The 25656-nt window shown below is 62.9% G+C and carries 21 protein-coding genes; 19 read left to right on the top strand and 2 right to left on the bottom strand.

Going from position 1 to position 25656, the window contains the following annotated elements:
- Positions 1-89: 89 nt before the first annotated feature.
- The 6 genes from RCG67_RS01930 to RCG67_RS01905 all read left to right on the top strand — a co-directional run bounded on the left by RCG67_RS01930 (position 90) and on the right by RCG67_RS01905 (position 8780).
- The gene (locus RCG67_RS01930; RefSeq protein WP_368824597.1) at positions 90-2375 is read left to right on the top strand and encodes a sigma factor-like helix-turn-helix DNA-binding protein; all 2286 of its coding nucleotides are present in this window, start codon (positions 90-92) and stop codon (positions 2373-2375) included.
- Positions 2376-2440: 65 nt separating this feature from the next.
- Positions 2441-4507 carry a DEAD/DEAH box helicase family protein gene (locus tag RCG67_RS01925; RefSeq protein ID WP_368824596.1) on the top strand — a complete coding sequence of 689 codons (2067 nt, stop codon included), beginning with the start codon at positions 2441-2443 and terminating at the stop codon, positions 4505-4507.
- Positions 4508-4548: 41 nt separating this feature from the next.
- The gene (locus RCG67_RS01920; RefSeq protein WP_368824595.1) at positions 4549-4710 is read left to right on the top strand and encodes a hypothetical protein; all 162 of its coding nucleotides are present in this window, start codon (positions 4549-4551) and stop codon (positions 4708-4710) included.
- Positions 4707-6764 (top strand): AAA family ATPase, encoded by a 2058-nt coding sequence (locus RCG67_RS01915; protein WP_368824594.1) that lies wholly within the window; start codon positions 4707-4709, stop codon positions 6762-6764. The genes RCG67_RS01920 and RCG67_RS01915 overlap by 4 nt, the downstream gene beginning before the upstream one ends.
- On the top strand, positions 6761-7234 hold the full coding sequence (locus RCG67_RS01910) for a DNA phosphorothioation-associated protein 4 (protein ID WP_368824593.1): 474 nt from the start codon (positions 6761-6763) through the stop codon (positions 7232-7234). Before RCG67_RS01915 ends, RCG67_RS01910 begins: the two co-directional genes overlap by 4 nt.
- A gap of 115 nt (positions 7235-7349) precedes the next feature.
- Positions 7350-8780, top strand: a complete 1431-nt coding sequence (locus RCG67_RS01905; protein ID WP_368824592.1) for a DNA phosphorothioation-associated putative methyltransferase — start codon at positions 7350-7352, stop codon at positions 8778-8780.
- Here the strand turns inward: RCG67_RS01905 and dndA are convergent.
- Positions 8775-9911, bottom strand: a complete 1137-nt coding sequence (dndA, locus tag RCG67_RS01900; protein ID WP_368824591.1) for a cysteine desulfurase DndA — start codon at positions 9909-9911, stop codon at positions 8775-8777. The two genes, RCG67_RS01905 and dndA, sit on opposite strands and share 6 nt — an antisense overlap.
- Before the next feature lie 115 nt (positions 9912-10026).
- On the opposite strand from dndA, the gene dndB reads away from it, so the two are divergent.
- The 10 genes from dndB to RCG67_RS01850 all read left to right on the top strand — a co-directional run bounded on the left by dndB (position 10027) and on the right by RCG67_RS01850 (position 22033).
- The gene (gene dndB, locus RCG67_RS01895; RefSeq protein ID WP_368824590.1) at positions 10027-11118 is read left to right on the top strand and encodes a DNA sulfur modification protein DndB; all 1092 of its coding nucleotides are present in this window, start codon (positions 10027-10029) and stop codon (positions 11116-11118) included.
- A 56-nt stretch (positions 11119-11174) separates the two neighbouring features.
- A complete protein-coding gene (dndC, locus tag RCG67_RS01890; protein WP_368824589.1) occupies positions 11175-12755 on the top strand; it encodes a DNA phosphorothioation system sulfurtransferase DndC in 1581 nt (526 codons plus the stop codon).
- Entirely contained in the window at positions 12742-14718 is a 1977-nt protein-coding gene (gene dndD / locus RCG67_RS01885; protein ID WP_368824588.1) for a DNA sulfur modification protein DndD, read from the top strand. The genes dndC and dndD overlap by 14 nt, the downstream gene beginning before the upstream one ends.
- On the top strand, positions 14708-15079 hold the full coding sequence (dndE, locus tag RCG67_RS01880; protein ID WP_368824587.1) for a DNA sulfur modification protein DndE: 372 nt from the start codon (positions 14708-14710) through the stop codon (positions 15077-15079). The genes dndD and dndE overlap by 11 nt, the downstream gene beginning before the upstream one ends.
- 585 nt (positions 15080-15664) lie before the next feature.
- Positions 15665-16264 (top strand): hypothetical protein, encoded by a 600-nt coding sequence (locus RCG67_RS01875; RefSeq protein WP_368824586.1) that lies wholly within the window; start codon positions 15665-15667, stop codon positions 16262-16264.
- Between the two features lie 149 nt (positions 16265-16413).
- A complete protein-coding gene (locus tag RCG67_RS01870; protein WP_368824585.1) occupies positions 16414-16605 on the top strand; it encodes a hypothetical protein in 192 nt (63 codons plus the stop codon).
- A 329-nt stretch (positions 16606-16934) separates the two neighbouring features.
- Positions 16935-17423 (top strand): PIN domain-containing protein, encoded by a 489-nt coding sequence (locus RCG67_RS01865; protein WP_368824584.1) that lies wholly within the window; start codon positions 16935-16937, stop codon positions 17421-17423.
- A gap of 191 nt (positions 17424-17614) precedes the next feature.
- On the top strand, positions 17615-19672 hold the full coding sequence (locus RCG67_RS01860) for an N-6 DNA methylase (protein ID WP_368824583.1): 2058 nt from the start codon (positions 17615-17617) through the stop codon (positions 19670-19672).
- A 121-nt stretch (positions 19673-19793) separates the two neighbouring features.
- Complete coding sequence (locus RCG67_RS01855; RefSeq protein ID WP_368824582.1) at positions 19794-20750, top strand: GIY-YIG nuclease family protein; 957 nt, start codon at positions 19794-19796, stop codon at positions 20748-20750.
- Between the two features lie 497 nt (positions 20751-21247).
- A complete protein-coding gene (locus tag RCG67_RS01850) occupies positions 21248-22033 on the top strand; it encodes a TIGR03084 family metal-binding protein (protein WP_368824581.1) in 786 nt (261 codons plus the stop codon).
- Between the two features lie 185 nt (positions 22034-22218).
- Here the strand turns inward: RCG67_RS01850 and RCG67_RS01845 are convergent, their stop codons facing one another.
- Complete coding sequence (locus tag RCG67_RS01845) at positions 22219-22419, bottom strand: hypothetical protein (protein ID WP_368824580.1); 201 nt, start codon at positions 22417-22419, stop codon at positions 22219-22221.
- 205 nt (positions 22420-22624) lie between these two features.
- On the opposite strand from RCG67_RS01845, the gene RCG67_RS01840 reads away from it, so the two are divergent.
- The 3 genes from RCG67_RS01840 to RCG67_RS01830 all read left to right on the top strand — a co-directional run bounded on the left by RCG67_RS01840 (position 22625) and on the right by RCG67_RS01830 (position 25404).
- Positions 22625-22999 carry a PH domain-containing protein gene (locus RCG67_RS01840; RefSeq protein ID WP_368824579.1) on the top strand — a complete coding sequence of 125 codons (375 nt, stop codon included), beginning with the start codon at positions 22625-22627 and terminating at the stop codon, positions 22997-22999.
- A gap of 205 nt (positions 23000-23204) precedes the next feature.
- Positions 23205-23879, top strand: coding sequence for a hypothetical protein (locus RCG67_RS01835; protein WP_368824578.1), 675 nt, complete (start codon positions 23205-23207; stop codon positions 23877-23879).
- 1 nt (position 23880) lies between these two features.
- Positions 23881-25404, top strand: coding sequence for an exonuclease domain-containing protein (locus tag RCG67_RS01830; protein ID WP_368824577.1), 1524 nt, complete (start codon positions 23881-23883; stop codon positions 25402-25404).
- Positions 25405-25656: the final 252 nt, after the last annotated feature.

Raw genomic sequence — 25656 nt, 5'->3', positions numbered from 1 at the left:
TCACTGGGAGCCATCCTGGTCCAGCACGATGCACTGTCGGGGTTCACCGCTATACCTAGCGCAACCTCGGTGAGAAAGAGTGACCCCGCATGATCGAGAACCCCCCGTTCGACAGCCTGCGCCCGCGTAGTTGGCTTGACGCGTTCCCTTGGATCAAGGGGGCCGCAGATCCACATGCCGAGGTGTGGTGGAACGATGCCATTGACGACACAGGCGCCGTCGTGCGCCGTCAGCGTCTCGCGCAGATTGCGGAACTTGCCATGGAGCGCTTGACACGTTGGACGATCGGGCAGGTCTTCCCGGGCCTCTCGCCCGAAATAGAACTGCAACGGCTTGAGCTGCCCGTCCGAGCAGTTAATGCGCTCGGACGGCGTGGCATTGTGCAGGGCGCCGATATTGCCAGCCTAACGCTGGAGTCAATCATGGATTGGCAGCAGGTAGGCATCGGCACGGTTGATGCAATGCTCCAGGCGTTGGCTGACGTCTCAACCTCGCTGGCAACACCACCAGTGATGACGTTGCCTAACGCGACCAGTTTCGAGATTGTATCCATCGATGAATATCGAGTTCCGAACCCACCATCTTCGTCCCTCGACGAGTATCAGTCACCCATCTCGGGTACGACGCTCACGGAGGAGGTTCGCTTACCGGATTACATATCATCGCTCGCCAATGACCTTACTCAGATTGCGCGATGGTATGCCACCATTGGCCTGCATCGCCAGCAGCTCCTGAGTAGCTCCCTCCCCTTAGGGGCACCGGATGAGATTCTCAAGGCGCGGTTGCGGCTGGAGGAGTTGCGAACCGAGGACGTCCTCGATGAAGCAGAGCTGGGGATGGACATCGCGAGCCTGTTCGACAGGGCCCTAAACAACATCGACAAACGCGCGGTGCACGTCCTCGCCAACCGTCTGTTTGCGGACGATGCGATGACCCTGGATGAATTAGGGCATGCCCACGGCGTCACGAGGGAGCGTATCCGCCAGATCGAGGGCAAGGCGCGTGGCGCGATGCTCGGTTGCATCGTGGATGGCAGCGCCCTGGAAATGGTCGCTGATACCGTCCGCACGCTTACTGGGACGATCCGTCCGCTCAAGGATTTGCTGGCGGTCATGCCAGCATTAGGCAAGATGGTCAAGTCTGTCCAACAGCCTGCCTGGCGGGTACTCGACCGGCTTGAGGACGTCTATGAGATTGAAGACGGTTGGTGCGTCGTCCCAACTATGTCCTCGGCCCAAACCATGACCCAAACACAACTCCAGGAGCGCGCCAATGCGTACGGAGTAGTGCTTCTCGATGACCTAAACCTCGTCGAAACCAGTCGGCCCGAGTGCCGGATCGAACTGACGACAGCATGGCTGACGTACTGTGGCTACATCATTGAGGGTGGACATGTGCTGACTCGCACTCAGTCCGTTGGCGATTACGGGGCCGCCATTCTATCAATCGCCGGGTCGCCACTCAGCGCCCAGGAGATCCTCGACCGATTCGTGTTCGAGCGCAGCGCCGGATCACTGCGCAACGCGATGGGCACGGATGAACGCTTCGAACGGGTCGACCGAGATCTATGGGCGCTCAAGGAGTGGGGGCTGGAGGCCTACGCGGGAATCCGGTCGATCATACGAGAGCAAGTGGCACATAGCAGAGGCCGCGCGGAGCTGAACGAGCTGGTCGAGTACATCACGGGGCAATACACCGTGAGCGCCAGCAGTGTCATCGCTTACGCCAGTGCACCACCGTTCACCTGCAGGGGAGGAATTGTGCGCTTGGCGGTGGGCGACCGGGAGATCCGCAAAACCCCCGAGCAAACGCGACGAATGTTTCGACGTCCCGGGGCCTGGAGCTACCGTGTTCGGATCACGACCGACCATCTTCGCGGTAGCGGATCGGCTGCCCCCATGGCGATCGCCAGTATTCTCGATCTGCAATTCGGCGAGACCCGGCAACTTGAATCGAGACTCGGCCCACAGTCCGTAGCCTGGACGGGAAGCCAGCCCCAGTTCGGCACTATTCGGCGCTTCCTCATGGAGGGGGACGTAGCTACTGGCACCGAGGCCTTTCTTGTCATCCACGACAACGGCACCTTCACGTTTGAGGTAGCCCCTGATTTGACCGGCAACCCATTAGTGGACGCCCTCATCCTGATCGGAGCACCGACAACAACCGGTATTAACCAGGCCAGGGCCGATCTGACGGCAGCCATTGGGCTACCTGAAGCTTCGCCGGTCAACAGCTTGATCGGCGGGTACCGCGATCGTGGGGACAGCGATATTGCCGACCTGCTCATCGATGCCCGCCAGATGTTGGAGACGGGACAAACCTCGGAGCTGCCCACCCCTCAGGCCGATGTCGACGCGATCTTGGATCTGCTGTGAGCGTCACACCATGCGGCCTTCGCTCTCTTGTTTTGAGCGATCGATACCGTAGTGATCAGGAGGATGTGGTCGCGAACTTTTTTGTGCCGGCCTTTACTGTTGCGAGCAGCTACAGCCGGGCGGTTGGTTACTTCACCTCGACCAGTTTGGCGCTCTACGCGAGGGGCATTGAGACCTTCGCCAAGCGCGGTGGGTCGATGCGCCTGATTGCTTCGCCCCACCTTGACGAAGACGACGTTATGGACATCGATCGGGGCTATGAGGTCCGCCAGGTAATCGAGCGAGCCACGGTCCGCGAGCTGGAAATGGAGTCCTGCGACACTGTGCTGGACGGGCTGAGCTTGCTTGGCCGGCTCATCGCCGAGGGACGACTGGACATCAAGCTGGCGTTTGTCCAGCACGAAGGACGCGTCGGGATCTACCACGAGAAAATTGGTGTTTTCCGCGACGAACTGGGTGATCTGGTGGGATTCACCGGCAGCAGCAACGAGACCTACGGTGGCTTGATGGCCAATTTCGAGTCCGTCGAGGTCTACCGCGGCTGGGTGGCCGGTGACGGCGCCCGTGCGCTCCGATTGGAGGCGGACTTCCAAGCAATGTGGGCCAACCAAACGCCGAATCTTAGCGTCACTCGCTTTCCAGACGTTGCTCGTGAGCATCTCATTAGGCTCGGGAGTGAGCGGCCCCATCGTTCCGTGCCGGGGCGAGATAATGCCCTTACTCCTTCGGTGGCTGCGGTCGAGGAACCGCTCCGGCTAAGCATCCCAGATCGGCTGACGGTGCGTGATTACCAAAAGGATGCTGTCCAAGCGTGGTTGGCGTGCCAGGGACGGGGAATCCTTAAGATGGCCACAGGTACCGGTAAGACCAAGACTGCCATGATTGCGGCGACACAGCTTGGAAATGCGTTGCGGCAGCACGAGCAGCCTCTCGTCATTTTGATTGTGGCACCGCTTCAGCACTTGGTGGACCAGTGGATTACTGAGGTTCAGGATTTCGGGATCCGGCCGGTGGCGGTGTACGAGTCGAGCCGGAAGTGGTTGCCGGTCGTGGAGGAACAGTTGGCCGAAGCCCGCATGGGTCAGCGGCCGATCGTGGCCATAGTGGCTACTAACGCCTCATTCTCTGGTGAGAAGTTCCAGTCGGTGCTGTCACGGATTACACAGCCGATGCTCATCATCGCTGATGAGGCTCATAACTTTGGCTCGTTGAGTTATCGCTCGTCGTTGCCGGGAAATGCCACCTACCGACTGGCACTGTCAGCCACACCTGAGCGCTGGTTTGACGATGAGGGTACCGACGCCCTCATCGACTACTTTGGCCCAATCGTGTTCGAGCTGGGGCTTGGAGAGGCCATCGAGATGGGTGCTTTGACCCGGTATCTTTACATGCCCCGTCTGGTCGAGCTCAACGACTACGAGGCTAATCTGTATGTTGATCTGACTGCTCAGATCGCCGCTCGGATGGCGGCCGGTGAGGAGCTGAGCAAGGCCGATCCCCACTCTCCGCTTGGCTTTCTGTTGCGCCAACGGGCCGGGGTGCTCGGGCATGCGGCAGGAAAACTCTCAGCACTGCGGGAAGACTTGTCCGCTCGGAGCTCCTCATGGTTCCAGCTCGTTTACTGTGCCGAGGGACATCGCCCAACCGAGCCCGGAGATCCCCAGGGCCCCAACCAGCTCCGCGAGGTTATGAACATGGTGGGCAACGAACTTCGCCTATCGGCTCACCCGTACATCTCAGAGACGCCGCGGATTGAACGCAAAAAGTTGCTTCGGCGTTTTAGCACCGGTGACGATCTCCGTGTCCTGGTGGCCATGCGTTGCCTGGACGAAGGCGTGGATATTCCCGACGCCCGAACTGGCTATCTACTGGCCAGCAGCAGCAATCCTCGACAGTTCATCCAGCGTCGCGGTCGTCTGTTGCGGCGGGCTGAGGGCAAGGAGCGTGCTGAGATATTCGACTACTTGGCAGTGCCACCGTCGGGAACACCGATCAACTTCACGGTGGAACGAGCCCTGCTCACTCGCGAGCTCCAAAGGGCTAATGAGTTTGGGAAACTATCGGACAACTACGAGGCCACACTGGAGGTGCTGCGTCCACTTAAGGAGCGCTACCAACTCATGGACATGTAGGTACCAACGATGAGACAACCCACGTCAATGGAAGGTCACAAGTGATTGAAGAACGCACCGAGAAGATGGTGCTTGAAGAACTGAGTAACGAGGAGCGCGCGCTTCTGAAGCGCGTGCTGGAGATTGAGCGGGCCAAACTTCACCTCACCGCCTATGAAGCAACTGATGACCTGTTGGTTGCAGTGAAAGAGATCATTCCGTGAAGCTCCAGTCAATTACGCTGACCAATTTCCGCCAATTCCAGGGCACGCAGACCTTTGAGCTAAGCTCGGACGCCATCAAGCCGGTCTCTCTGCTGTTCGGCGCCAATGGCGCTGGCAAGACCACCTTTCTGAACGCCTTTTCATGGGCGCTCTACGGCTCGATGTCAGACGATGTCGAGCAGCAGGAGCGCATGGTGACCGACATTGTTTGGCGCAACCTATCGATCGGTGAGTCTGCCGAGGTTGCCGTTGAAGTACTTTTTGAGCACGAGGGTCGCAACTACCGTCTGCTTCGCAGTGCAACACTCCGCAAGGAGTCGGACCACCAGGGCTCTTCTTCCCCTGAAATCCAGCTGTGGATGACCAAGCCGGACGGCTCGTCGGAAATTGTTGGCGCCCCGCAGGAAAAGATCAAAAGCATCCTCCCGCCGGGAGTCAGCCGCTTCTTTTTTTTCAACGGTGAGCGCATCGAAAACTTGGTCAAGAAAGGTGCCTACGCCGAGGTACAGAAGGACATTAAGGTGCTGCTCGATCTTGAGCAGGTCGAACGTGCCCTCGGTCACCTCCCCAAGGTGAATCGCAAGCTGACGGATGAGCTGAAAAGGCATGGTGGCGACAAGACCACCAAGATTCAAGAAGCCATCGACACGCTCACTGAGCGGCAGACCGACGCGCGCGAGGATCTGCAAGTGCTCGAAGGCAAGCTGGCAACTCTGACCGAAGAGCGCGACCGCACCATTGAACTGCTGCGCCAGCACGCCGAGGCGGCACCCATCCAAGCCAAGCGTGATGCAGTGACCAATCAGCTGGAGGCGGCACGGGCCGCACGCGATTCAGCCATCGCGGAGCGCGCTGCACTGGTGGCTACTCGCGGTTTCCAGGCCTTCACCGACACGCTCGGCAAATCCACGCAGACCATAGCCGACCGCCTGTACGAGAAGGGCGCACTTCCCGCCCCACTCAAGCGTGAGTTTGTCGACCAGTTGCTCCACGACGGCGCGTGCATCTGTGGAACACCGCTGACGGAACACACCACGCCCTGGGAGCACGTCAAACAGTGGCGCCAGCGCGCCGGACTGCAGGCTGTCGAAACTGTTTGGCAACGGCTCAGCGGTCAGATTGCTCCCTTAGCAGGAGCCCGCGATGAGTTGCGTGAGTCCCTTGCCACGCTAATGAAGCGCATCGGTGATGAGCGCGATCTGGTCGCCAGTCTTGAGGAACAAAAATCCGAGTTGGACGGCAAGCTGCGCAACAGCCGCATGGAGGGCGTCCAGGACTTGGAGACGAAGAGAATGGAACTCGACAGCCGCATCGCCTCCCAGAACCAGAGCAAGGGTGCGATCGAGGCCGAGCTCCGGACTATCGCCAAAGACATCGAGACGAGAACCAAGGAACGGTCCCGGGCGGAGGTCACCGATGAGCTTGCCGCCAAGGCACGGTCACGCTCAGACCTTGTCCAGTCAGTCGAAAAGGCGCTCAAAGAGATCCTCGCCATCCGCGAAGAGGACATGCGTCGGCGACTCGACGCCGAGCTGAAGACCGTCTTCAAAAGCATTACCCACCAGAACCATGTCCCAAAGCTCAGTGCAGGGTTTGAACTGACTCTGTACAAGACGGTGGGAGATGTCGAACTGCCCGTGCCAAAGTCGACCGGGGAAAACCAGATTCTAAGCCTCAGCTTTGTGGCCGCGGTTTCCAAGCTCGCGCGCGAAATCCGCAAGGGGAGCCGAGCCGAGGGACATCCCGCTGAAGACGCCGGCACCTATCCAATCGTGATGGACGCAGCCTTTGGATCACTGGACCAGGATTACCAGGAGACCGTCGCCCGGGCACTAGCCAAAATGGCGCCGCAGCTAATCGTCCTGGTGAGCAAAAGCCAGGGCCTCGGTAAGGTTGTCAGCGAACTGATGCCCTACGTCAGTCACCTCGGGGTTATCGAGACTCATACGACTGCCCCGGGCAACGTGGTGGACGATATAGAGCTCAATAACAAGTCTTACCCATACATCCGGTCCGCTGAATCGGATCACTCCCAACTAAAGGTGATCATGTGACGAACACACCCGTTGACGTCCGCATCCGGCGGCCACAGGAACATGAAGCCCTGATGATCGAGCTACAGACCGATGCACGGTTTCCCGCATTGAGGGACATCCTGCTCTTCGCGGCAGCCGTCGGCTTCCGCTATGAGCGGCGGGTTCAGTTCAATGCCATTGCCGGTGACCCCATCCGCTATGACACCCTCACAGCACCAACGTTCAGTGAAACACTGATTAATATGATTGTGGCCAATGTCGTGGCGGACGACCCCGAGATTATGGATGCGTCCCGTATTGAAGAGCGCATCAAAATTTTTGAGGAGTATGCCAATGGCGGCCTGGAGTACATCCAGGAGCAGGTCAATGTCCAGCACCAGCCCGCCGCGCTGGTGGTCCTTGATCTGGTCACCGAAGCTTTCGCCCGCGATGGCGGGGCCAAACCTGTATCGGTGGGTGACCTCCTCGGGGGCGTGACCTGGGGCTAGACGACCTGGGGCTAGACGTATGTAGTGACCGCCCCGCCCCAGGCGGTCACTACATACCGTCAAGCGGCGCCGATATCGTTGAGGGACATGCCAGGCGTTGGGACAAGGGAGCCTTATGGACCCGCAAGGTTGGGGATCACAGCGTCAAAAAACGGCCATCGGCCGCTCGGACCTCTCCGCACCAGTTCGACAGGCCCTGGCCGATGGCTTGTTCCAAGGCAGTCCCTCGGTCCTGGACTACGGATGCGGCCGAGGCCAGGACGTTGCTCGACTGTGTCAGCTGGGGCATGAGGCAGTGGGGTGGGACCCGCATTTCGCCTCTGACGTTCCCCTGGGGCACTACCAGCTGGTCTTTCTCACCTATGTCCTCAACGTCATTGAGGACCCTCTAGAGCGCCAGGAAACGTTGCGCAATGCGTGGCGGCATTGCACAGGGGTGTTGGCGGTGAGCGTGCGCTTGACGTGGGACCAACGTCGGGTCCGAGGGTCATCGATGGCTGATGGGACGCTGACCAGCAGGGAAACCTTTCAACACCTCTACGCCATTTCAGAGCTTCGCCACCTGGTGAGCGAGGTAACTGACGTCCATGTGGTTTCGCCGCGGCCGGGTACCGTCTACGCCTTCCGGTCGGCTCACGATCGTCTGGGCTATCTGGCGCGCGACGTATCAGCTGGGGGGGCGTTCGGGTATGAGACCTCGGCCAGCACGGTCGAGGCCCTCCTGGATTTTGCTCGACGCCACGGCCGCGCGCCCAAGTTCGAGGAGGTGCCAGCAGCGCACTTGCCCGAGCTGAGCATCTTGAGCACCACCCAGCTGCGTCGCCTCATCTCAACATCCCTGTCGCCTGCCGAGATAGAGAATGGGGCTCGACGGGCGACACTAGACACCATCCTTTTCCTGGCCATGGCGATGTTTGAGGGGCGCGGAAGGCTGGCAGACATGCCTTTGGCGGTACAGGAAGACGTTCGGGCACACTTTGCCTCGTACCGGCAGGCATGCCAGCGTGCTGACCGGTTGTTGATCAAACTTCGAGATGACACCTATCTCCGCGGGGCGATGCGCAACTCGGTCGGGAAGCTCACGCCCACTGCTCTGTACGTCCACAGCAGCGCCACCTCGCAGATGCCCATCGCCTTGCGTTTGTATGAACACTGCGGCGCGGTGGCTGCGGGGCGTCCTGCTGGCTGGAACATTCTCAAGCTCAACCACAGTGGCCGTCGGGTTGCCTGGTCGGCTTATCCTGACTTTAAGACTGATCCTCATCCCCGCCTGGCATGGACCTACGGGGTCTCCCTAGAGACCCTGGAGGCAGACATGCAGGACTTCGCCACGCGTCAAAACCGCCCCCTGCTTCACCGCAAGCACGAGTTCCTGGCAGCAGATCATCCCGATGTGCCGAAGTACCAGCGCTTGACGCTTGCGGAGGCGCGCCATGGCCTCTACGAAGATCCAGCTCGCATTGGTCTCGAAGAGGGCTGGGAAGCAGAGCTGGCTCGGTGCGGCGTGGAATTGCGCGGACACCGCCTCATCCGCAGAACATCATGACGGCAACAGCGACCGCATGGTTCCTTCGATAGGGCTGAGGTCGTCCAGGGGATTCCCCCACCAGGACAGCCGGATCGCCCCAGCCACCCGGTCCTCGTCCAGGCCCATGGCCGTCAAGACGTGCGAGGGGGTGTAGCGGCTGCTGGTGCACGCCGAACCGGCGGCTACGGCCGCCGCATCCCGCAGCGCCACGATCAGCGCTTCGCTATCAACGCCAGGGATGCTGACGTTCAGGATGTGCGGGGCAACATCGTGTTGGTCTCCGTTGAAGACGCCCCCCAGAGAGGCAATCAAGGCCATCAGTCTGCGCCGGAAATCCACGGTGTCCTCAAGCCATTCCTGATGGGTGTCACGCCGTTCCCTGACCGCTTCTGCCAGCCCCACGATAAGGGCGACCGACAACGTGCCCGGCCGCAGGCTGCGCTCTTGGCCCCCGCCGAACATCAAGGGCTCCAGCGGGGGCCTGCGGTACCCGCGGCGACGAGTGACCAAAGCGCCGATGCCCTTAGGGGCGCCCAGCTTGTGACCGCTGATGCTTACCAAGTCGATCGGGGCCTGGAGATCTTCCTGCGACCACTTGGCGAAGCTCTGGGCGGCGTCAACATGGAAGTAGGTGCCCGTCGACCGGAGGTACTCGGCGATCTGAGCCACTGGGTGACGCACTCCGGTCTCGTTGTTGACGTGCATGAGGGAGACCACCAACGTGTCCTCGCGCACCCGCTCCATGACCGCCTCCACCGATAGACGTCCGCCTTCATCGGGTTGAAGCAGCTCCACCTCGAACCCCTTGGCGGCCAGGTGCTCCAAAGGCTCCAGGACGGCCTTGTGCTCGGTGGCGCACGAGATGATGTGCCTCCGGCCGTGGGCTTCCCCATAGGGGGCGAGACCCAGCAAGGCAATGTTGTCCGCCTCGGTGGCCCCGCTGGTGAAGATCACCTCCTCCGGAGCGCACCCTGCCTCCTGCGCGATAGTCTTGCGTGCTTGTCCTACCGCCTTCTTGGCCACCGTGCCCCACTCATGGGTGCGGCTGCCGGCGTTGCCGAACTCCTCCACCATGTAACGGGTGACCACGCTTGAGACGCGTTCTGATACGGGGGTCGTCGCCGCCATGTCCATGTAAATCGGTTCCATTGAGCCCTCGCCTCATCCGGTCCTGTACGCGATTCTAATCCTGTTTGTACGTTATCAAAGAAACGTACTATCGTGGACTGATGTGAGCAGCCAACAACGTCCCGCATCGACCGTCATGGACTTCTCCGTGTCCTTCCCGGCCATGCGCGGGATCCAGGCAGGCCGAGAGTTCTACGTGATCATGTGCCCCTTGCGGTACCTGCCGCGCCTCTTCCACTTCGACGAAGAGGACGTTCCTGCCGAGCTGCGCGCTCAGCGAGCCTTGAACCGGAACCGGGTGCCCGCACTGGTCCATTACATCCTGGACAACCGACACGACTACGTCTTCAGTTCCTTGACCGCTTGTGTGGACGGGTCGATGACCTTCGAGGCGCAGGAGGAGAGCGGCCACGCCCATCGCCTCGGGGTCTTGCACCTGTCGATGGACTCTCACTTCCTCATTAACGATGGCCAACACCGTCGAGCGGCTATCGAGGAAGCCATGCGGGCAGATCCCAGCTTGGCTGAGGAAACCATCCCCATCGTCATCTTCGCCGACGAAGGCCTCGCCCGTTCCCAGCAGATGTTCGCCGACCTCAACCGCCACGCCGTGCGGCCAGCCAAGAGCATCGGCGTGCTCTACGACCACCGGGACGACGACTCCGGGATCGCGCGTCTGATCGTGCTGCAGTCCGATTTCTTCCGCAGCATCGTGGAGATGGAACGCAGCACTTTGTCGAAACGCAGCCGCAAGCTCTTCACCCTCTCGGCGATCTATAACGCCACGCAGGTGCTCCTGGCCGGAAGCCGCTTCGAGACGGTGGAGGAGGCGGCCACTGTGGCCCGGCGCTACTGGGAGGCCGTGGCCCATCACTTCCCGGACTGGCACGCCGTCCAGCGCGGTGAGCTCAGTGCCGGCACGGCCCGCAGCGAGTTCATCCACAGCCATGGCATTGCCTTGCACGCCTTGGGGCGCGTCGGGAATACGCTGATCCGCGATTACCCCAATGCCGACCAGTGGCAAGAACAACTGGCCGGCCTGGACAGCATTGACTGGCGTCGATCCAACGAATCCCTCTGGGAAGGCCGCGCCCTGATCGGTGGACGCGTCTCGAAGGCCAGCAACAACGTCGTTTTGACCACCAACGTTGTCCGTGCTGCCCTGGGCCAGGAACTGACCCCAGACGAGCAGCGGATTGAAGATGCCTACACGAAAGGCCGGTTATGAGTGTCGATCTAGGTCTGACGATCACAACCCGTCGCCGCCCCTTTGATGGGCGGCCCATGCAAGAGGTCATTGATGAACTGACCGAGGAGATCTGCGAGCTGTACTGCGCGGACGAGGTTCCCTGGGTGGTGGGATACTCCGGCGGCAAAGACTCCACGGCGGTCCTGCAGCTGGTCTGGTTGGCCCTGTCCAAGCTGACCCCTGAGGCACGGCGGAAGCCGGTGTACGTGATTTCCACGGACACCCTGGTGGAGAACCCTGTGGTAGCTGCTTGGGTGTCCAAGTCGCTGGAGAAGATGGCCACCGCAGCCGAAGAGCAGGACCTGCCCGTCCAGCCGAACCGCCTGACCCCGGAGGTCAAGGACACCTTCTGGGTCAATCTGATCGGCCAGGGCTATCCCGCGCCCCGGCCCAAGTTCCGCTGGTGCACGGAACGGCTCAAGATCAGGCCCAGCAACAGCTTCATCAAACGCGTCGTGCACAACCACGGCGAGGCCATCCTGGTGCTCGGCACCCGCAAGGCCGAAAGCGCAGCCCGCGCCCGCACCATGGAACACCACGAAAAGGGCCGAGTGCGGGACCGGCTCTCTCCTAACGGCAGCCTGCCCAACAGCCTGGTCTACAGCCCCATCGAAGCGTGGTCCAATGACGACGTCTGGATGTTCCTGATGCAGGTCAAAAACGCCTGGGGATACTCCAACAAAGACCTCCTCACCATGTACCAAGGGGCCTCCGAGGACAGCGAATGCCCGCTGGTCGTCGACACCACCACGCCCAGCTGTGGCGACTCCCGCTTCGGATGCTGGACCTGCACCCTGGTCGACCAGGACAAATCCATGTCCGCCATGGTGGCCAACTCCGAGGACCACGAGTGGATGGCACCCTTACTCACCCTGCGCGACAAGCTCGATGGCGGATGGGACGGATCCGGCGAGGACCCCTACCTGCAAGCACCAGATGAGGACCGCGCTCGAGCCGAAGAAAACGACCGGGAACGGGATGCCCGGATCCGTGGAGAACGCGACCGACAGCGCCGAGAGTTCCGGCGTAAGCGCGGCGGCGTCACCGTCTTCAACGGCAGGGCCGTCCACGGGCCCTACACCCAAGACGCCCGGGAAGAATGGCTCCGCGACCTCCTGCGCGCTCAAGGCGAGGTCCGCGAGCTCGGCCCCGAAGGCACCGAAGACCTCGAGCTCATCACGCTGGAGGAACTGGAAGAGATCCGTCGCATTTGGGTGTTCGACAAGCACGAGATCGAGGACAGCGTTCCCCGCATCTACGAGGACGAAACCGGCATGCCCTACCCCGGCAAACCTTTAGGCGACCAAATTGCCCTGGGCGCCGACGACATCGAGCTCTTGAAGGACCTGTGCGGCGACGATTCTATGCACTTTGAAATGACCCGGTCGTTGATCGGTGTGGAACGGCGCTACCAGACCATGGCGCGGCGCAAGGGACTTTTTGAAGAGCTCGAAGCCACCGTGCGTCGGTCGTACTTCGCGGATGAGTCCGACGCCTTGGGCCGCGCCAAGCAACTTGCCACCGTGCGTGACCTGCGGAATGGCAAAACCATGGCCCTGGACCTCTTATCTGATGAGGTTGACGACGCAACGGAGGAGCCCGATGCGCTTTCGTGAACTAACCCTGCATAACGTTGGCGTCTACCGTGGCCGCCATGTGGTCGACCTACAGACCCAACCGGGACGGCCGGTCATCCTGGTCGGCGGCCTCAACGGATGCGGAAAGACCACCTTTCTGGACGCGCTCCAACTAGCGCTCTACGGACGCCGAGCCAATCTCTCCAACCGGGGAAACAAGTCCTGGGAGAGCTTCCTGCGCGAGACCATCAGCCGAGGCGTCGACCCCAAAGACGGCGCCTCCATCGATCTGACTTTTGAGATCGATATCGAAGGAGACGTCCGTCTTTACCGGGTGGTGCGCTACTGGAACTCCACCGGCAAGGGCATCCATGAAGGCGTCAACGTCTTTGTCGATGGCCGCGTGAACTTCACCATCTCGGCCACCTGGGCCGAGCACATCGAGGAAATCCTCCCGCTGGAGATCGCCAATCTCTTCTTCTTCGACGGGGAAAAAATCGAGTCCCTGGCGGACATGGACACCTCAGCCGCGGTGATCCGCACTTCCATCCACGCCCTTCTGGGCATCGGCACGCTGGAGCGCCTAAGCACCGATCTGCTGGCGTTGCAACGACGACAAAAACCTCAAGCCGTTCCTGCAGCGCTTGATGACCGGCTGAGAACCGAGACCGAACGACTCGGCCACGTGGAACAGGACTTGGACGCGGCTCTTCAGCGGCTGGCGGGGGCCCAGATGCGACACCGCGAGGCCCAAACCAGGCTGGCAGAGGCCGAAGCGGTTTTCCAGCGCGAAGGAGGCAATCTCTACGAGCAGCGCGCCTCCCTAGAACAGGAACACCGCGAGGTCATGGCAGCACTGCGGGCAAGCGAGGACCAGCTGCGCTCACTGGCTGAAGGGACTCTCCCCCTCCTTCTGGTGCGTCTCCAATTGGAGCAGCTGAAAGTTGATGGAGCGCGCAACGCGCAGATTACCGCGGCTGCGCAACTGCATCAGCACCTGGACCAGCACCATGCCGAGCTAATGTCTCAGCTGAGCGCTGAGGCACGCAGTGAACTCGAACCACTCCTTGCCGCGCACAGGGACGATATTAAAAAAGACGCCTCTCAGGAGCTAATCCCTGGTGTGGGCCCTGAGGTAACTCGGCAGCTCGCCACCCTAGATGAACTGCTCATCCAGGCCGAAGCTTCCAGAAACACCCTCGTCGCTCAGCTGGAGGCGCTTTACACGCGTCGTGATGAGCTGGATACTCTGCTGGCTGGAGTACCCAGCTCCGATCTGATCACCAAGCAACTGGGAAGAAGGGACGAGGCGCGACTCACCGAGGCCAGAACGGCCGGAGAGGTGGAGGCCCTCGAGGACGAGGTCCAACGTCTACGCACTGAGCAGGAGAACAGCACCCAAGCCGTAAACCTAGCTGAGGCCGAACGGCGGGCAGCCGCCCTGCACGAAGATGAGGTGCAGCGCATGCTCAACCATACGGACCGGGTCCGGACAACCCTCGCAGAGCTCCGCCAACAGCTGATCGCTAGAAACCTCGGCAAGCTGGAAGTCGCCACGCTCCAAAGCTTCCAATCGTTGATGCGGAAAAAGAGTCTGATCCGTGATGTGCACATCAACCCGAAGGACTTCACCGTCCATCTGGAGGGTGCCACCGGAGTGGAAATTCCGGCGGCCCGGCTGAGCGCGGGTGAACGTCAGCTTTTGGCCGTGGCCCTGCTGTGGGGCATCGCCAAGGTCGCCGGCAAGGCAATCCCCATGGTCATCGACACCCCCCTGGGCCGCCTGGACAGTGTGCACCGAGAACGCCTGGTCGACAGGTACTTTCCGGAAGCCGGTGAACAAGTACTGCTGCTCAGCACCGACGAAGAAATCAACGAGCCCCTATTCCACAGATTAGCTCCCGCCATTAGCGCAACCTACCTTTTAGAGCACGATAACGAAAATCACACCACGTCAGTGAACCCTGGGTACTGGTGGAAGCGAGAAAACAATGTCGCTTGAGACCATTCGACTGTCCGAACAAGGCAAGAACCAATTACTAAAATTGAAACGGGCCACCGGCATTAAGCAGTGGAACGTCCTCTGCCGCTGGGCGCTATGCACGTCCCTTGCCGATCCAACCCCACCGTTGGTGCGTGACGTAGTGACAGACTCAAACGTCGAAATGACGTGGAAAACCTTCGCAGGTAGCCAAGCGCCCATTTATGAAGCTTTGATTACTCAGCGCGCCCACTTCGAGGGTGAAAAAGAACTAGGCCGGACCGCCGCAGCTCATATACATCGAGGAATCGGCGTCTTGAGTAGCCAAGTTAACAATATTGCCGGCTTGATGTCCGGGCCTAAGTCCCGAAATTTTGATTAGGGAAAATGATGTTGGACCGCTTCCGCGGACGTTAGGGTCGGAAAAAACCAGGACTTTGGAGGTCGCTTGAGAGACGGCGATGGCGGCGTGGAAGTTGCTATAGCGGCAGGCCAGAATCTGGGTACATGTCGGGATGTCACCAGCGGTAAGGATGCGGGGGATTCAGTGCTCATTTCCTGATCTTACGAAAGCAACCAGACATTCGGTGACCAACCAGCATGGAACAAGGACCAGTGCGCGGGTCCTCTAGGCGCCGTAGACGGATACGAAGGGTGGAGGATCAGGATGAGGTACTGGTGGGCGAGCCAAGGCAATAAGTTCCCCATCGTGATGGAGCAGCGCATCCTGTGGAGTCGCCCCACCGACAGCGGCGCCCTACCGTATAGCCGGGTGTGTTTGAAGGAAATGCGACGCGGAGACGTCGTCTTCCATTACTCCGGGCCCTTTCTTCGCGCCGTGAGTCGGGTAGGTGAAGAGTGGGAATCCGCGTCCCGGCCCCCCGGGCATCGGGAGAAAAGGTTCAATGAGGGGTGGCGGGTCCGGGTGGAGCCGCTGAAGCTCGACTTGGAGATCCCGTGGCAACGCGTGGCTGAGCTTATCAACCACGGCTCTCCTGGCCCTTTTACCTCCAAGGGCAAGCCGGCGCTCAAGTACGCCTCGCCGTTGAATGAGGAGGAAGGGCTTCGGCTACTTCAGGAGGCCGGTGTCTCCCTTTCACCGGATGGGGCGAACGCGGAAAGTCTACTAGGCTGCCCTGCTACCTCATGGGTGGGAGAGGGAAGTGACGGGGAGGCTTTGGGCACGGTCCGCCGCGAACAAGCCCATCTTCGTCGGCACCTGTTGCAGGGACGCACCGCAGCGCCTTGCTCTATTTGCGGTGAGGTGCTGCCCGCACGTTTGCTTATCGCCGGCCACATCAAGCCTCGGAATCTGTGCACCGAAGAAGAGCGCGTTGACTTCACTGCGGCTGCGATGCTGATCTGCGTTCTGGGCTGTGATGCCTTGTTTGAGTGGGGTTACATCGTCGTGGATACCACCGGCCATGTGGACCTCGGACGTCCCGCCGAGACGAAGGACCTTGAGGCCGCCGTGGATCAGCTCGTTGGCAAGACCTGCACGGTGCACAACGCCTCAACCGCAACGAATTTCGAGGCACACCGCTCCCTGATCACGCACAGCTCGTAGCGATCGACCCAGGGATGGACTAGGCGAATCCGGAGTTGAACCGCCAGAGACCAGGTCACTTGCCTTCCACCCCCCTACTGAGGCGTCCGCAGAAGCCTAGGTCACTGGACGTCTCTGTCCATGTGCGGCGCAAGATTCGAGTACTAGAGGTGCGCGCCGACGGCCGCATGGGCGCCCGCAACGAGGCCTACAACCTCGCTGCGAACCTTCTGACCTACCTCATCGGCCCCGAGTACATGCCCAAGGGCATGAAGGAGAACCTCCACCAGGAGTGGAACACCGCCCGAGGCAACAAGAAGGAGGAGGGCACCATGCAGGACCTGCCCGACCCCGTCGTCTGATACCCCCACCCTGACGCGCCGGAGCTGCCCGCAAGCCGCTCCGGCGCGTCATCGTGCCTCAAAGGGCGTAGTGGCTCCTTGGAGGTCATGTGCCCAGGCCAGGGGAATCTGTGTGCCAGAACGAAGGCATGGCCCTCACCATCATGGCCAACTGCCCGTGACGCGGAGCGACTCTGACAGCCCTCTCTACGCAGGCGAAGGAGCCTCCAGGGCTCGAAAACCCACTGTGCATTCTTCACACATGAAACTTTTGCATTTACTATTGCAATATCCCCATAGCCTCTCTAGTCTGTGAACACGCCAGAAACACTTTTCATTCGGGGGTAGTCATGAACACGCTGAGGATGCGCCGGGGGCGCTCCATCCACCTCATTGACATTGAGAATCAGCTGGGGACTCCGTTCTTCTGCGCCGAGCAGGTCGATGCGTGGTTCGACGACTACGTCCGCCTCGTCGACTACCAGGCGGGGGATCTAATCGTGATGGGCACCACGGCTCGGCCCACCGTGTGGGAGCTCGAACGTTCCACGGTGCCGTGCCGCAAGCTGTTCCGGCTGGGTGCTAATGGAGCGGACCTGGTGCTGCAGGAGGTGATGTGGGAGGAGAACCTGCCGGGGCGCTTTGACCGTATTGTGTGCGCCAGCGGCGATGGAGGATTCACCGATGTGGTGGCCGCATTGGGTGCCACCGGTGCTCACGTGGTGGTGGTGTCGCGGCTGTCTTGCCTGTCGAAGCGGTTGCGACTGGCCGCGGCGGATGTGATCGCCCTACCCGAGGACCGGTTCTACACTCCCCCGGCCACCCAGCAGGCCGCCTGATGCCCTACCGCACCGATCACCTCCGCAGTTCAACCGAGATGTGGGGCATGAACCGACCACCAACCGCGTCGCCGAGGACCGTCCCATCAGCCCTCCTCGACGCTCTGACGACCGGCAAGGTCATGCGGTGAAGCGGCGGACCTGCTGCCGGAAACCTCCCCAGGCTCCATGAACATCCCGAAGGACACCCGATGAACGCCGCCCTCGCCTATCAGCACGTCAGCCCCTCCGGGATCGCCAAACTGGCCGGGGTGTCCACCTCGACCGTGAGCAATTGGCGCACGCGCTACCCGGACTTCCCGCAGGCCACCGCCGGCACACAGAGGCGCCCGCTGTTCCCCCTGCCAGCCGTTCTGCGCTGGTTAGAGGCGAAGAACAAGCCGCTCAAACAAGACCCGGATCAGGCGGACTTCGCGCTGCTCAGCAGCCTGCGCGGCATCGTTCCGGCTGAGGACATGGCCCCGATCCTGTTACCCCTGCTGTGGTGGGCCAAGTGGAGCCGTGAGCCAGACACCCCGCTGCCGGAGTACGCACACTTTCCATTGGATCCGTCATGGGTGGGCGCCCCTGACTTGGACTACGCGTGCAAGGCCTCGCATTACCTCAACGAATACCTCTCCAATGGCCTCTACCGGGTGAGCGACTGGCTGGAGGAGCTCTCCACACCGGCTGAGCAGATGCTCGAGCATATTGGCGCCGCCCTGGGCACTGCCGATCCCCGCCGCGTGGCGGAGCAACTCCTCAGGACTGAGGCGGAACGGGCCCGCGGCGGCCTTGCCGCCACGATGACGTCCCCAGCCGTGAGTCAATTGCTGGTCCGGTCGGTCGGGGAACACGCCACCACGATCGCGGATCTGGCCTGCGGGGCCGGGCAGACCCTGCTGGATGCTCACGAGACCCATCCCCAGGCGCAGTTGTACGGCAACGACCCCAATAAGGCAGCCCTAGAGATCGCCGCCTGCCGGCTCTTCCTGGCCGACGTCCCGGTCGAACTGACTGCTCAGGATGCCTTGACCATCGATTCCACCTTCGATGCCGTTCTCATGCATGGCCCTTCCGGGATGCTGCACGCAGAGCAAAAGGCGCGGGCTGCCCAATTGCCGTTTGGCGGGGTGAGCGGCAGCCGATCTGATCTGGTCTGGGCCTTGGTGGCTTATCGAGCCCTGAATCCCGACGGCCGCGCCGCTGTCGTCGTGCCCCAGCGAGCGTTGTCGCGGGCTGGCAGCTCCAGCCAGGTGCTGTCCTGGATGATCGCCGAAGGAGTGATCGAAGCGATCATCTCCCTGCCGGTCAACCTCCAGCGCTACACCAAAACACCGAGCTACCTCCTCGTCCTCCATCGCCCCACCGAGCCGGCCCCAGCGAACGAGGTGCTGCTCATCGACCTCAGCCAGCATGCGGCTGCGGCGATCACCGAGACGGTCATCGAGGAAACCATCACCACCCTGGACACCTGGCGGGCCGGCGAGCCGATCCAGCACCCGAAGGCCCTCGCGGTGCCGGCCACCAAGCTGCTCTCCCCCGACGCGTCCCTGGCCCCGCAGGCTTGGCTGCAGAAGGTGCAACCGGTGGATGACCAGGACCTGCTGGAACAAGCCGAGCAAGCCCAGATGCGGTTGAAGGACGCCGAACGGGCCCTACAGGCCCTCACGATCCCGTCGGCGATCTTCCACGCATTGGATACGGCGGTGGAGACCTACCCCATCGGCAACGCCTTCCCCGCACATCGCGGCACCGCCCAAACCCACCGCACCGACACCGACCCCGATGCTCAGCCCGTCGACGTGCTCACCCCGCACGCCATGGACACCGGTCGTCCGGACCGGGTGCCCATCACCGTGCCCGCCTCTCCCTATGCAGCGGTCACGACCCGCGCCGGACAGGTCGCGGTCACCATCCGCAACGGGGGGAGAATCTTCGCCCGCGTGTGGGAGATCGAGGGGCTGCCGGTCAGCCGCGGGGTGACCGTGCTCGATATCAATCCCGCCACCCACGACCCCGAGTTCGTCGCCCACATGCTGATGGCCGAGGTCAACCAAGCCACCCTCAGCGGCCAACTCACCCCCACCCTCAAGCTCGAAAAAATGCGCCTCCCCCACCTACCCCTCGACGCCCAACGCGCCGCCGGAGCCACCTACAAACAACTGCGCCTCACCGCTGAGGCGGCCACACAGTTAGCCAACAACGCCCACGCCCTGCTCACCGCCGCAAGCAACACCATCGCCACCGGCCAATTCACCCTCCACTAACCAGCACCCCCGGCGCCCGTTGCCTCACCCGCAGCCCACAACCAACCTCACCCGCCCCTACTGCCGGCGCATCGCTGCACCTCTTGCCTGCGGCCGCGCCCCCTCTCCAGGAGACTCACCCATGGAAACCCCGACGTTCACCCACTACCCGCTCACCGACAGCACATCGCTGTCTCAGCTAATCGGCCCCGCCACCTCCCGGTGCGGGATCTACGTGCTGACCTTCGCCAATGGTGACCAATACGTCGGCCAAGCCAAGAATGTGCTCACCCGATTCACCGACCACTACACCCGCTGGGGCCGAGACATTCGCAGCCTTCACTTCGCCCCCGTGGCCACCCAACACCTGAACCTCTACGAGCTGCTCACCATCCGGCGACACCTGGCCACTGGGGCGGTGCTACGCAACGAGGTACACACCACGGTCAGCGCCGCCCGCCCCGGCATGTCACCAATCCTGGACCCGGACACTGCCGAGGCGATCGAACGAGCGCTACTAACGCCGATAGAAGAAATGGACCACCTCCCCCGCCAGATCCCACCACCCAGCGGAGCCACCCCCCGACGCAACACCACGATCCTGCTCACCCACCCTGACGCACACAGCGTCCTCAACGTACTGGCCACTCTCGTGCGCTACGCCATACCTGACCCCGCCGCCACCGAGGGGCGATACTGGAAGGTCAAGGCCCCCCTATCGAAAGCCCATGACGGGGCGAAAAATCTGGCGACCCTGGTCGTCCAGAACGTTCCCTTCGTCCATGTCCGCGAAGAAAGCCCGAAAAGAATCACCGTAGAGGTACACCTGGATCCACAACCCGTCATTAATCCCGACTATGGGGCAGAGGATGTCCCTTTCCCCTACATGCTCAAAGGTTCCCCGATTCAGCGGGCGCACCTAAGCCCTGATACCACGATCCAGGCCTTGACTGATGATGCGGTCTTCCGCCTCGCCGCCCGACGCACCGTCCGCCGGCTCATGCACAAGGGACAGGCCACCACCATGCACATCCCCGATCCAGCACTGGCCGACACAGTATTTCGCCACATCGCCGGACTCGACACGGCAACACCATAATTCCCTACTGGACAGCACCTTAGGAGACCACTATGAGTGGATCCGTCAATAGAAGCATCAGTATATGGGTTGCGCTCATGCATGGAAATTTCAACAAGCCAGGAGGGCCGCCCAAGTCATTACCCTCACAGGCTGATTGGAGACAGGCGGCACCGTCGGGTCACCGAGGACGGCACCTTCTACAGCTTCGACCACTGAAAGAACATCGCACCTCCGGCGACAAGAACCTGCACCCCGCCGACGCCGAGAGCGCGCTCTAGCAATACCTTGGTGCCGTCGTGGCCTCCGTGGTTGAAGCTCTCCGCTAGCGTGGGGCGAGACCGACAGGGCGTTCGCATTCCTGTCTGGAAGCTTCTCTATGCCCGTCGAGCAGCTGCGCGCCAGGTCCGTATAAGCCTGGCCGCTCATGCGCTCACCGACGTAGAGTTCCCCGAGGATCCGCCGCGTAACGCGACCAGCGCGATCCTCACGAAGGAGCTACGCACCGTGATGAGCCGATGACCCGCCCCGACCTGCCCGCCCTGCTGGCCGACCTGCGCCAGGAGGGGGACCTGCTCGAGGAGCTGCTGCGGCCGCTGTCCGCCGAGGACTGGGACCGCCCCACCCCGGCGGAGGGGTGGACGATCCGCCACCAGGTCGCCCACCTCACCTGGACGGAACGGACCATGCTGACCGCACTCGAGGAGCCCGAGGTCTTCGCGCAGCTGCGAGAGCGGTTCCGGGCGGAGGCCGACGTCGTCGACCGCGGCGCCCAGGAGGGTGCCGCACGGCCCCCGGCCGAGATCCTGGCGTCCTGGCAGGACAGCCGGCGTCGGGTGCTCGAGCGGCTCGTCGCCGTGCCGGAGGGCGAGCGCATTCCGTGGATCGGCCCGCCCATGGGCGCGCCCATGATGGCCAGCGCCCGGATCATGGAGACCTTCGCCCACGGCCAGGACGTCCGCGACGCCCTCGGGGTCGCCCCGGTCGCCTCGCACCGGCTGCGGCACGTCGCCCACCTCGGCGTGGCCACCCGCGACTACGCCTTCCGGCAGCGCCGGCTGGAACCGCCGGCCGAGCTGTTCCGCGTCGAACTCACCCATGAGGACGAGACCTGGACCTGGGGACCTGCAGAGGCAAGTCAGCGCGTCCACGGCCCGGCCCTGGACTTCGCCCTGCTCGCCACCCGGCGACGGCACCGCCAGGACGGGGACCTCGTCGCGGAGGGCCCCGACGCCGACGCCTGGCTCGACATCGTGCAGGCCTTCGCCGGGCGACCGGGGCCGGGGCGGGCGCCGCTGTTGTAGACCGGACGAGGAGTAGGCGCGAATCCAGGCAGGAGCATCCCTCGGTTGCAGCTCCGGTGGAGCGGTGGGCCGGGATGCAGGACACCCGTTGCCAACCGGACAAGAGTTCTCGTGGTGGTTGCCACTGAGCGACTGCCTGCACTTCCGCGTCACGCCCATTCGGTCCGGCGCTCCGCCGGGCGCTCTCAGCGGCGCCGGCCCGTTCCCTGCGGCGCGCACGGTCGCGCCACGACACTGACCGATCCGGTGTTCAGCGCCTGCCACTCGCGGTACCGGGCCTCATTGGCCTCCTCGGCGTCCGAGAAGCAGTGACGCGGGAACCGCCCCTCCAGTGAGAACGTCGGCTCCTTCGCCCCGCATTTGGTGCAGGTGACGGTGAAGAGCAACTGGTATCCATCCGGTGGCACCGGGAAGCGCCGCGGCGATCCCGCCGTCGTCCGTTGTCCTCGTGAAGCCACCGTGGCACTCCTTCCGAAGCACTGCGCCAGATGCCTGGATCGCATGCGCCTGCATTCACTACTGTGAATGGACAGATGTGGGGACGCCGGGGATCTTGCGCCGGCCCCGCTTACGTGGACGACAGGAGCAGTCATGGAAACAGCAGCAGTGACCCAGTGGATGTTCGTGGCCGAGTGCCCCATCCCGAACGACGTCGCCGAACTCATGGTCCCGGGAGAACAGCCTGTGGCCGCCTACAAGACCTTCCGCGACAGCGCTGTCTTCACCACCAAGCGGTTGATCGTCCGCGACGCCCAGGGCATGGCCGGGCGGAAGGTCGAGGTGTACTCCCTGCCGTACTCGGCGATCAACATGTGGTCGTCCGAGAACGCCGGCACCTTCGATCTCGATGGTGAACTAGAGCTCTGGACCCGCGCCGGGCGCATCAAGATCAGGGTCGGCAAGAAGGTCGACGTCCGGCGCCTCGACATGCTCATCGCGCAGTCGATGCTGGGCGTTGAGCACTGAGGCATAGGCCCACGCACGCGGTCCCCCGCACGAGTGACCCGCGGGCCGGTCGCCTGCGCCTCCGCGCCACATCCGAACGTCGACGCTGGTCTAACCCCGCCCGAGACCGGTCCCCGCGGCACCCTGTGACGTGACAACTTTCTTCGACGTCCGCGCCCCGAGTTACGTTTGCAGCGGTAATCGTCCCTCGTCCGTGAATGGCGCCATGAAGTTCAACACACCCCCCAACTGGCCCCAGCCGCCCTCCGGCTGGACACCTCCGCCGAACTGGTTCCCCGACCCGGCGTGGGGTCCCGCACCCGACGGTTGGCAGTTCTGGGTCGAGGACGCGCAGCCCGCTTCCTTCCCGACCGCTACGAGGAAGAAGAAGACATCGTCCTTCCCGACGCGGCTGAAGAAGATCTGGGCCTCCGCACTCTCCTCCGACAGCCGGCACTGGATCTTCGGCGGGACGGGTTCGATCGCCGGACTGCTTCTGGGAGTGATGGTGGGCGCCGGCGCCTCGGGCCCGGTCACGCCTGCCACTTCGGGTTCCGACATCACGCCGGACGCTGGAAGCGCCGACGTGAGCTTCGGGTCCACTGACATCGAGACCGCCGTCGACGACTGCGGGCTGACGGACGCCGTCGGCATCACGATCGGCGACGAGGGGCGCAGCGTATCGATCCAGACCATCGGCGAGGACAACACCTACGGTGCCGAAGTCTCCGAAATGGCGTGCGTCCTGCAGGGACTGGACGCCTCGGACAGCGTCATCGCTCGCATGGACAGCACCCGAGCCCTCGACGGGCGACAGACGGGCACGTGGGACGACTTCGAGGCGTCCTGGGGGTACCACCCCGACGACGGCATCAACCTGGTGATCGAGGAGGTGAAGTAGCGTGCCGGATCTGGACTTCGTGGCCGTGGACTTCGAGACGGCCAACGGCAAGAGGGAATCGGCGTGCGCCGTGGGCGTCGCTGTCGTCCGGAACGGCCGGGTGCAGTCCTCGGAGTCGTGGCTCGTCAAACCTCCACCGCCGGCGGATCACTTCGAACGGAGGAACACCGCCATTCACGGCATCACCCGGGAGCAGTGCATGGCCGAGGGACTCTCCTGGCCGGAGACAGCCCAGCGCTTGAACCGGCTCTGCGCCGACCTGCCCGTCGTTGCGCACAACGCGTCCTTCGACGAGTCCGTGTGGCGGGCCGCCAACCGGGCCGCGGGCGTGGAGGCTCCCCTGCCGCGGTTCCACTGCACGCTCCAGCTCTCGCGAGGCCATCTCGACCTGGTGGACCACAAGCTCCCCACCGTGGTGCGCCATCTCGGACTGGATGACTTTCCGCACCACCAGGCCGAGGCCGATGCCCTGGCCGCAGCGCAGGTGACCGTGGAGCTGGCCCACCGCACCGGGGCGTCCACCGTGGACGAACTCTGGCAACGAGCGCCGCGCCGCTCCACCACTGGCTCGTCGCCCGCACGTCCCGCGAGCTCCCGGCGCGCCCCGGAATCGGTGTACCGCACGTCCGTGGAGCGGCCGGCCACCGGTCCGTCGCTCGCCGATCCCACTGTTCCCACACCGACCACCCTTGAGGACGAGGTCGTGCTGATCACCGGGGATCTCTCCTTCGGAACTCGTGAGGAGATCCAGGAGCGCATGCGTGGGGCCGGCGCCGTGGTCGCGCAGAGCCCCACGAAGAAGGTGACGTGCCTGGTGATCGGCGCCGGGGCCCAGGTCCGCAATCCACCGCTGACCGGCGCCACCGGCAAGGAGAAGAAGGCCGCCGAGCGCATCCAGGAGGGTCAGCGCATCGCCGTGATCGGGGAACCGGAACTCCGAGAGCTGCTGGAACGGGCAGAGGCCGGAGCGCCGGTCGAGGACGACGTCGACCCGCCCGCAGTGCTCGACGACGCAATTCCGGTCAGCTCCATCCCTCCGGATTCGGCCACGGCCCCGCGGGAACCGCAGGCCGCCTCGGAGCAGCCCACCGTGTCTGTGTCGGCCTCGGAAGACCCTGTGCTTGCTGGGACCTGGACCGCCGAAACCCACGCGGTGCCGAGGATGGAAACTCCGCCCCGGCCGGGTTCCGCGGAGTCCTCCTCGGCGCCGTACGCCGCACCACCCCGACAGCCCTGGGACCCCCCGCTGTCCGTCCGCCCGCGGCAGCCGTGGGACCCTCCGTTGCCTGTTGAGGCGTCACCCCGGGTGAAGCCGCAACGTCGCTGGGTGTTCCACGTCGTGATGTGGTCGATCATCCTGTTCCTGATCGTGGGCATGACAATCGTCGGCGCATTGCTGAGCCTCGTCGGGGTGCCGGAGTTCGTGTGGTCCACCATCATTGCGCTCTCTTGGCTCATCGCTCCGTTGGTATTCATCGCCTGGCTGATCGTGACCGTCATCCGGTGGGTGAAAGGGCGTCGATGACAGGTCCATCGCAGCCGGGACGAGAACGACCTTCCACGGCAACCACCCGGAGATGGCCGGTCTTCCCTGGCTCGGCGTCCAACGCTTCAAGACCGCACATTTCTGCATTGTGACCGCTCGGTAAAAAAGGGCGCCCACTCCCCGTTACGTTTGTGCTTGCAACCTCCGCTCGACCCCCTGGATGTCACCATGCGCTTCAACGCTCCCCCCACCTGGCCGCAGCCCCCGGAAGGCTGGGCTCCCCACCCCGGG

Source organism: Kocuria cellulosilytica, assembly GCF_040981245.1.
Classification (GTDB): domain Bacteria; phylum Actinomycetota; class Actinomycetes; order Actinomycetales; family Micrococcaceae; genus Kocuria; species Kocuria cellulosilytica.
This window is presented reverse-complemented; position numbering and strand designations above follow the sequence as displayed.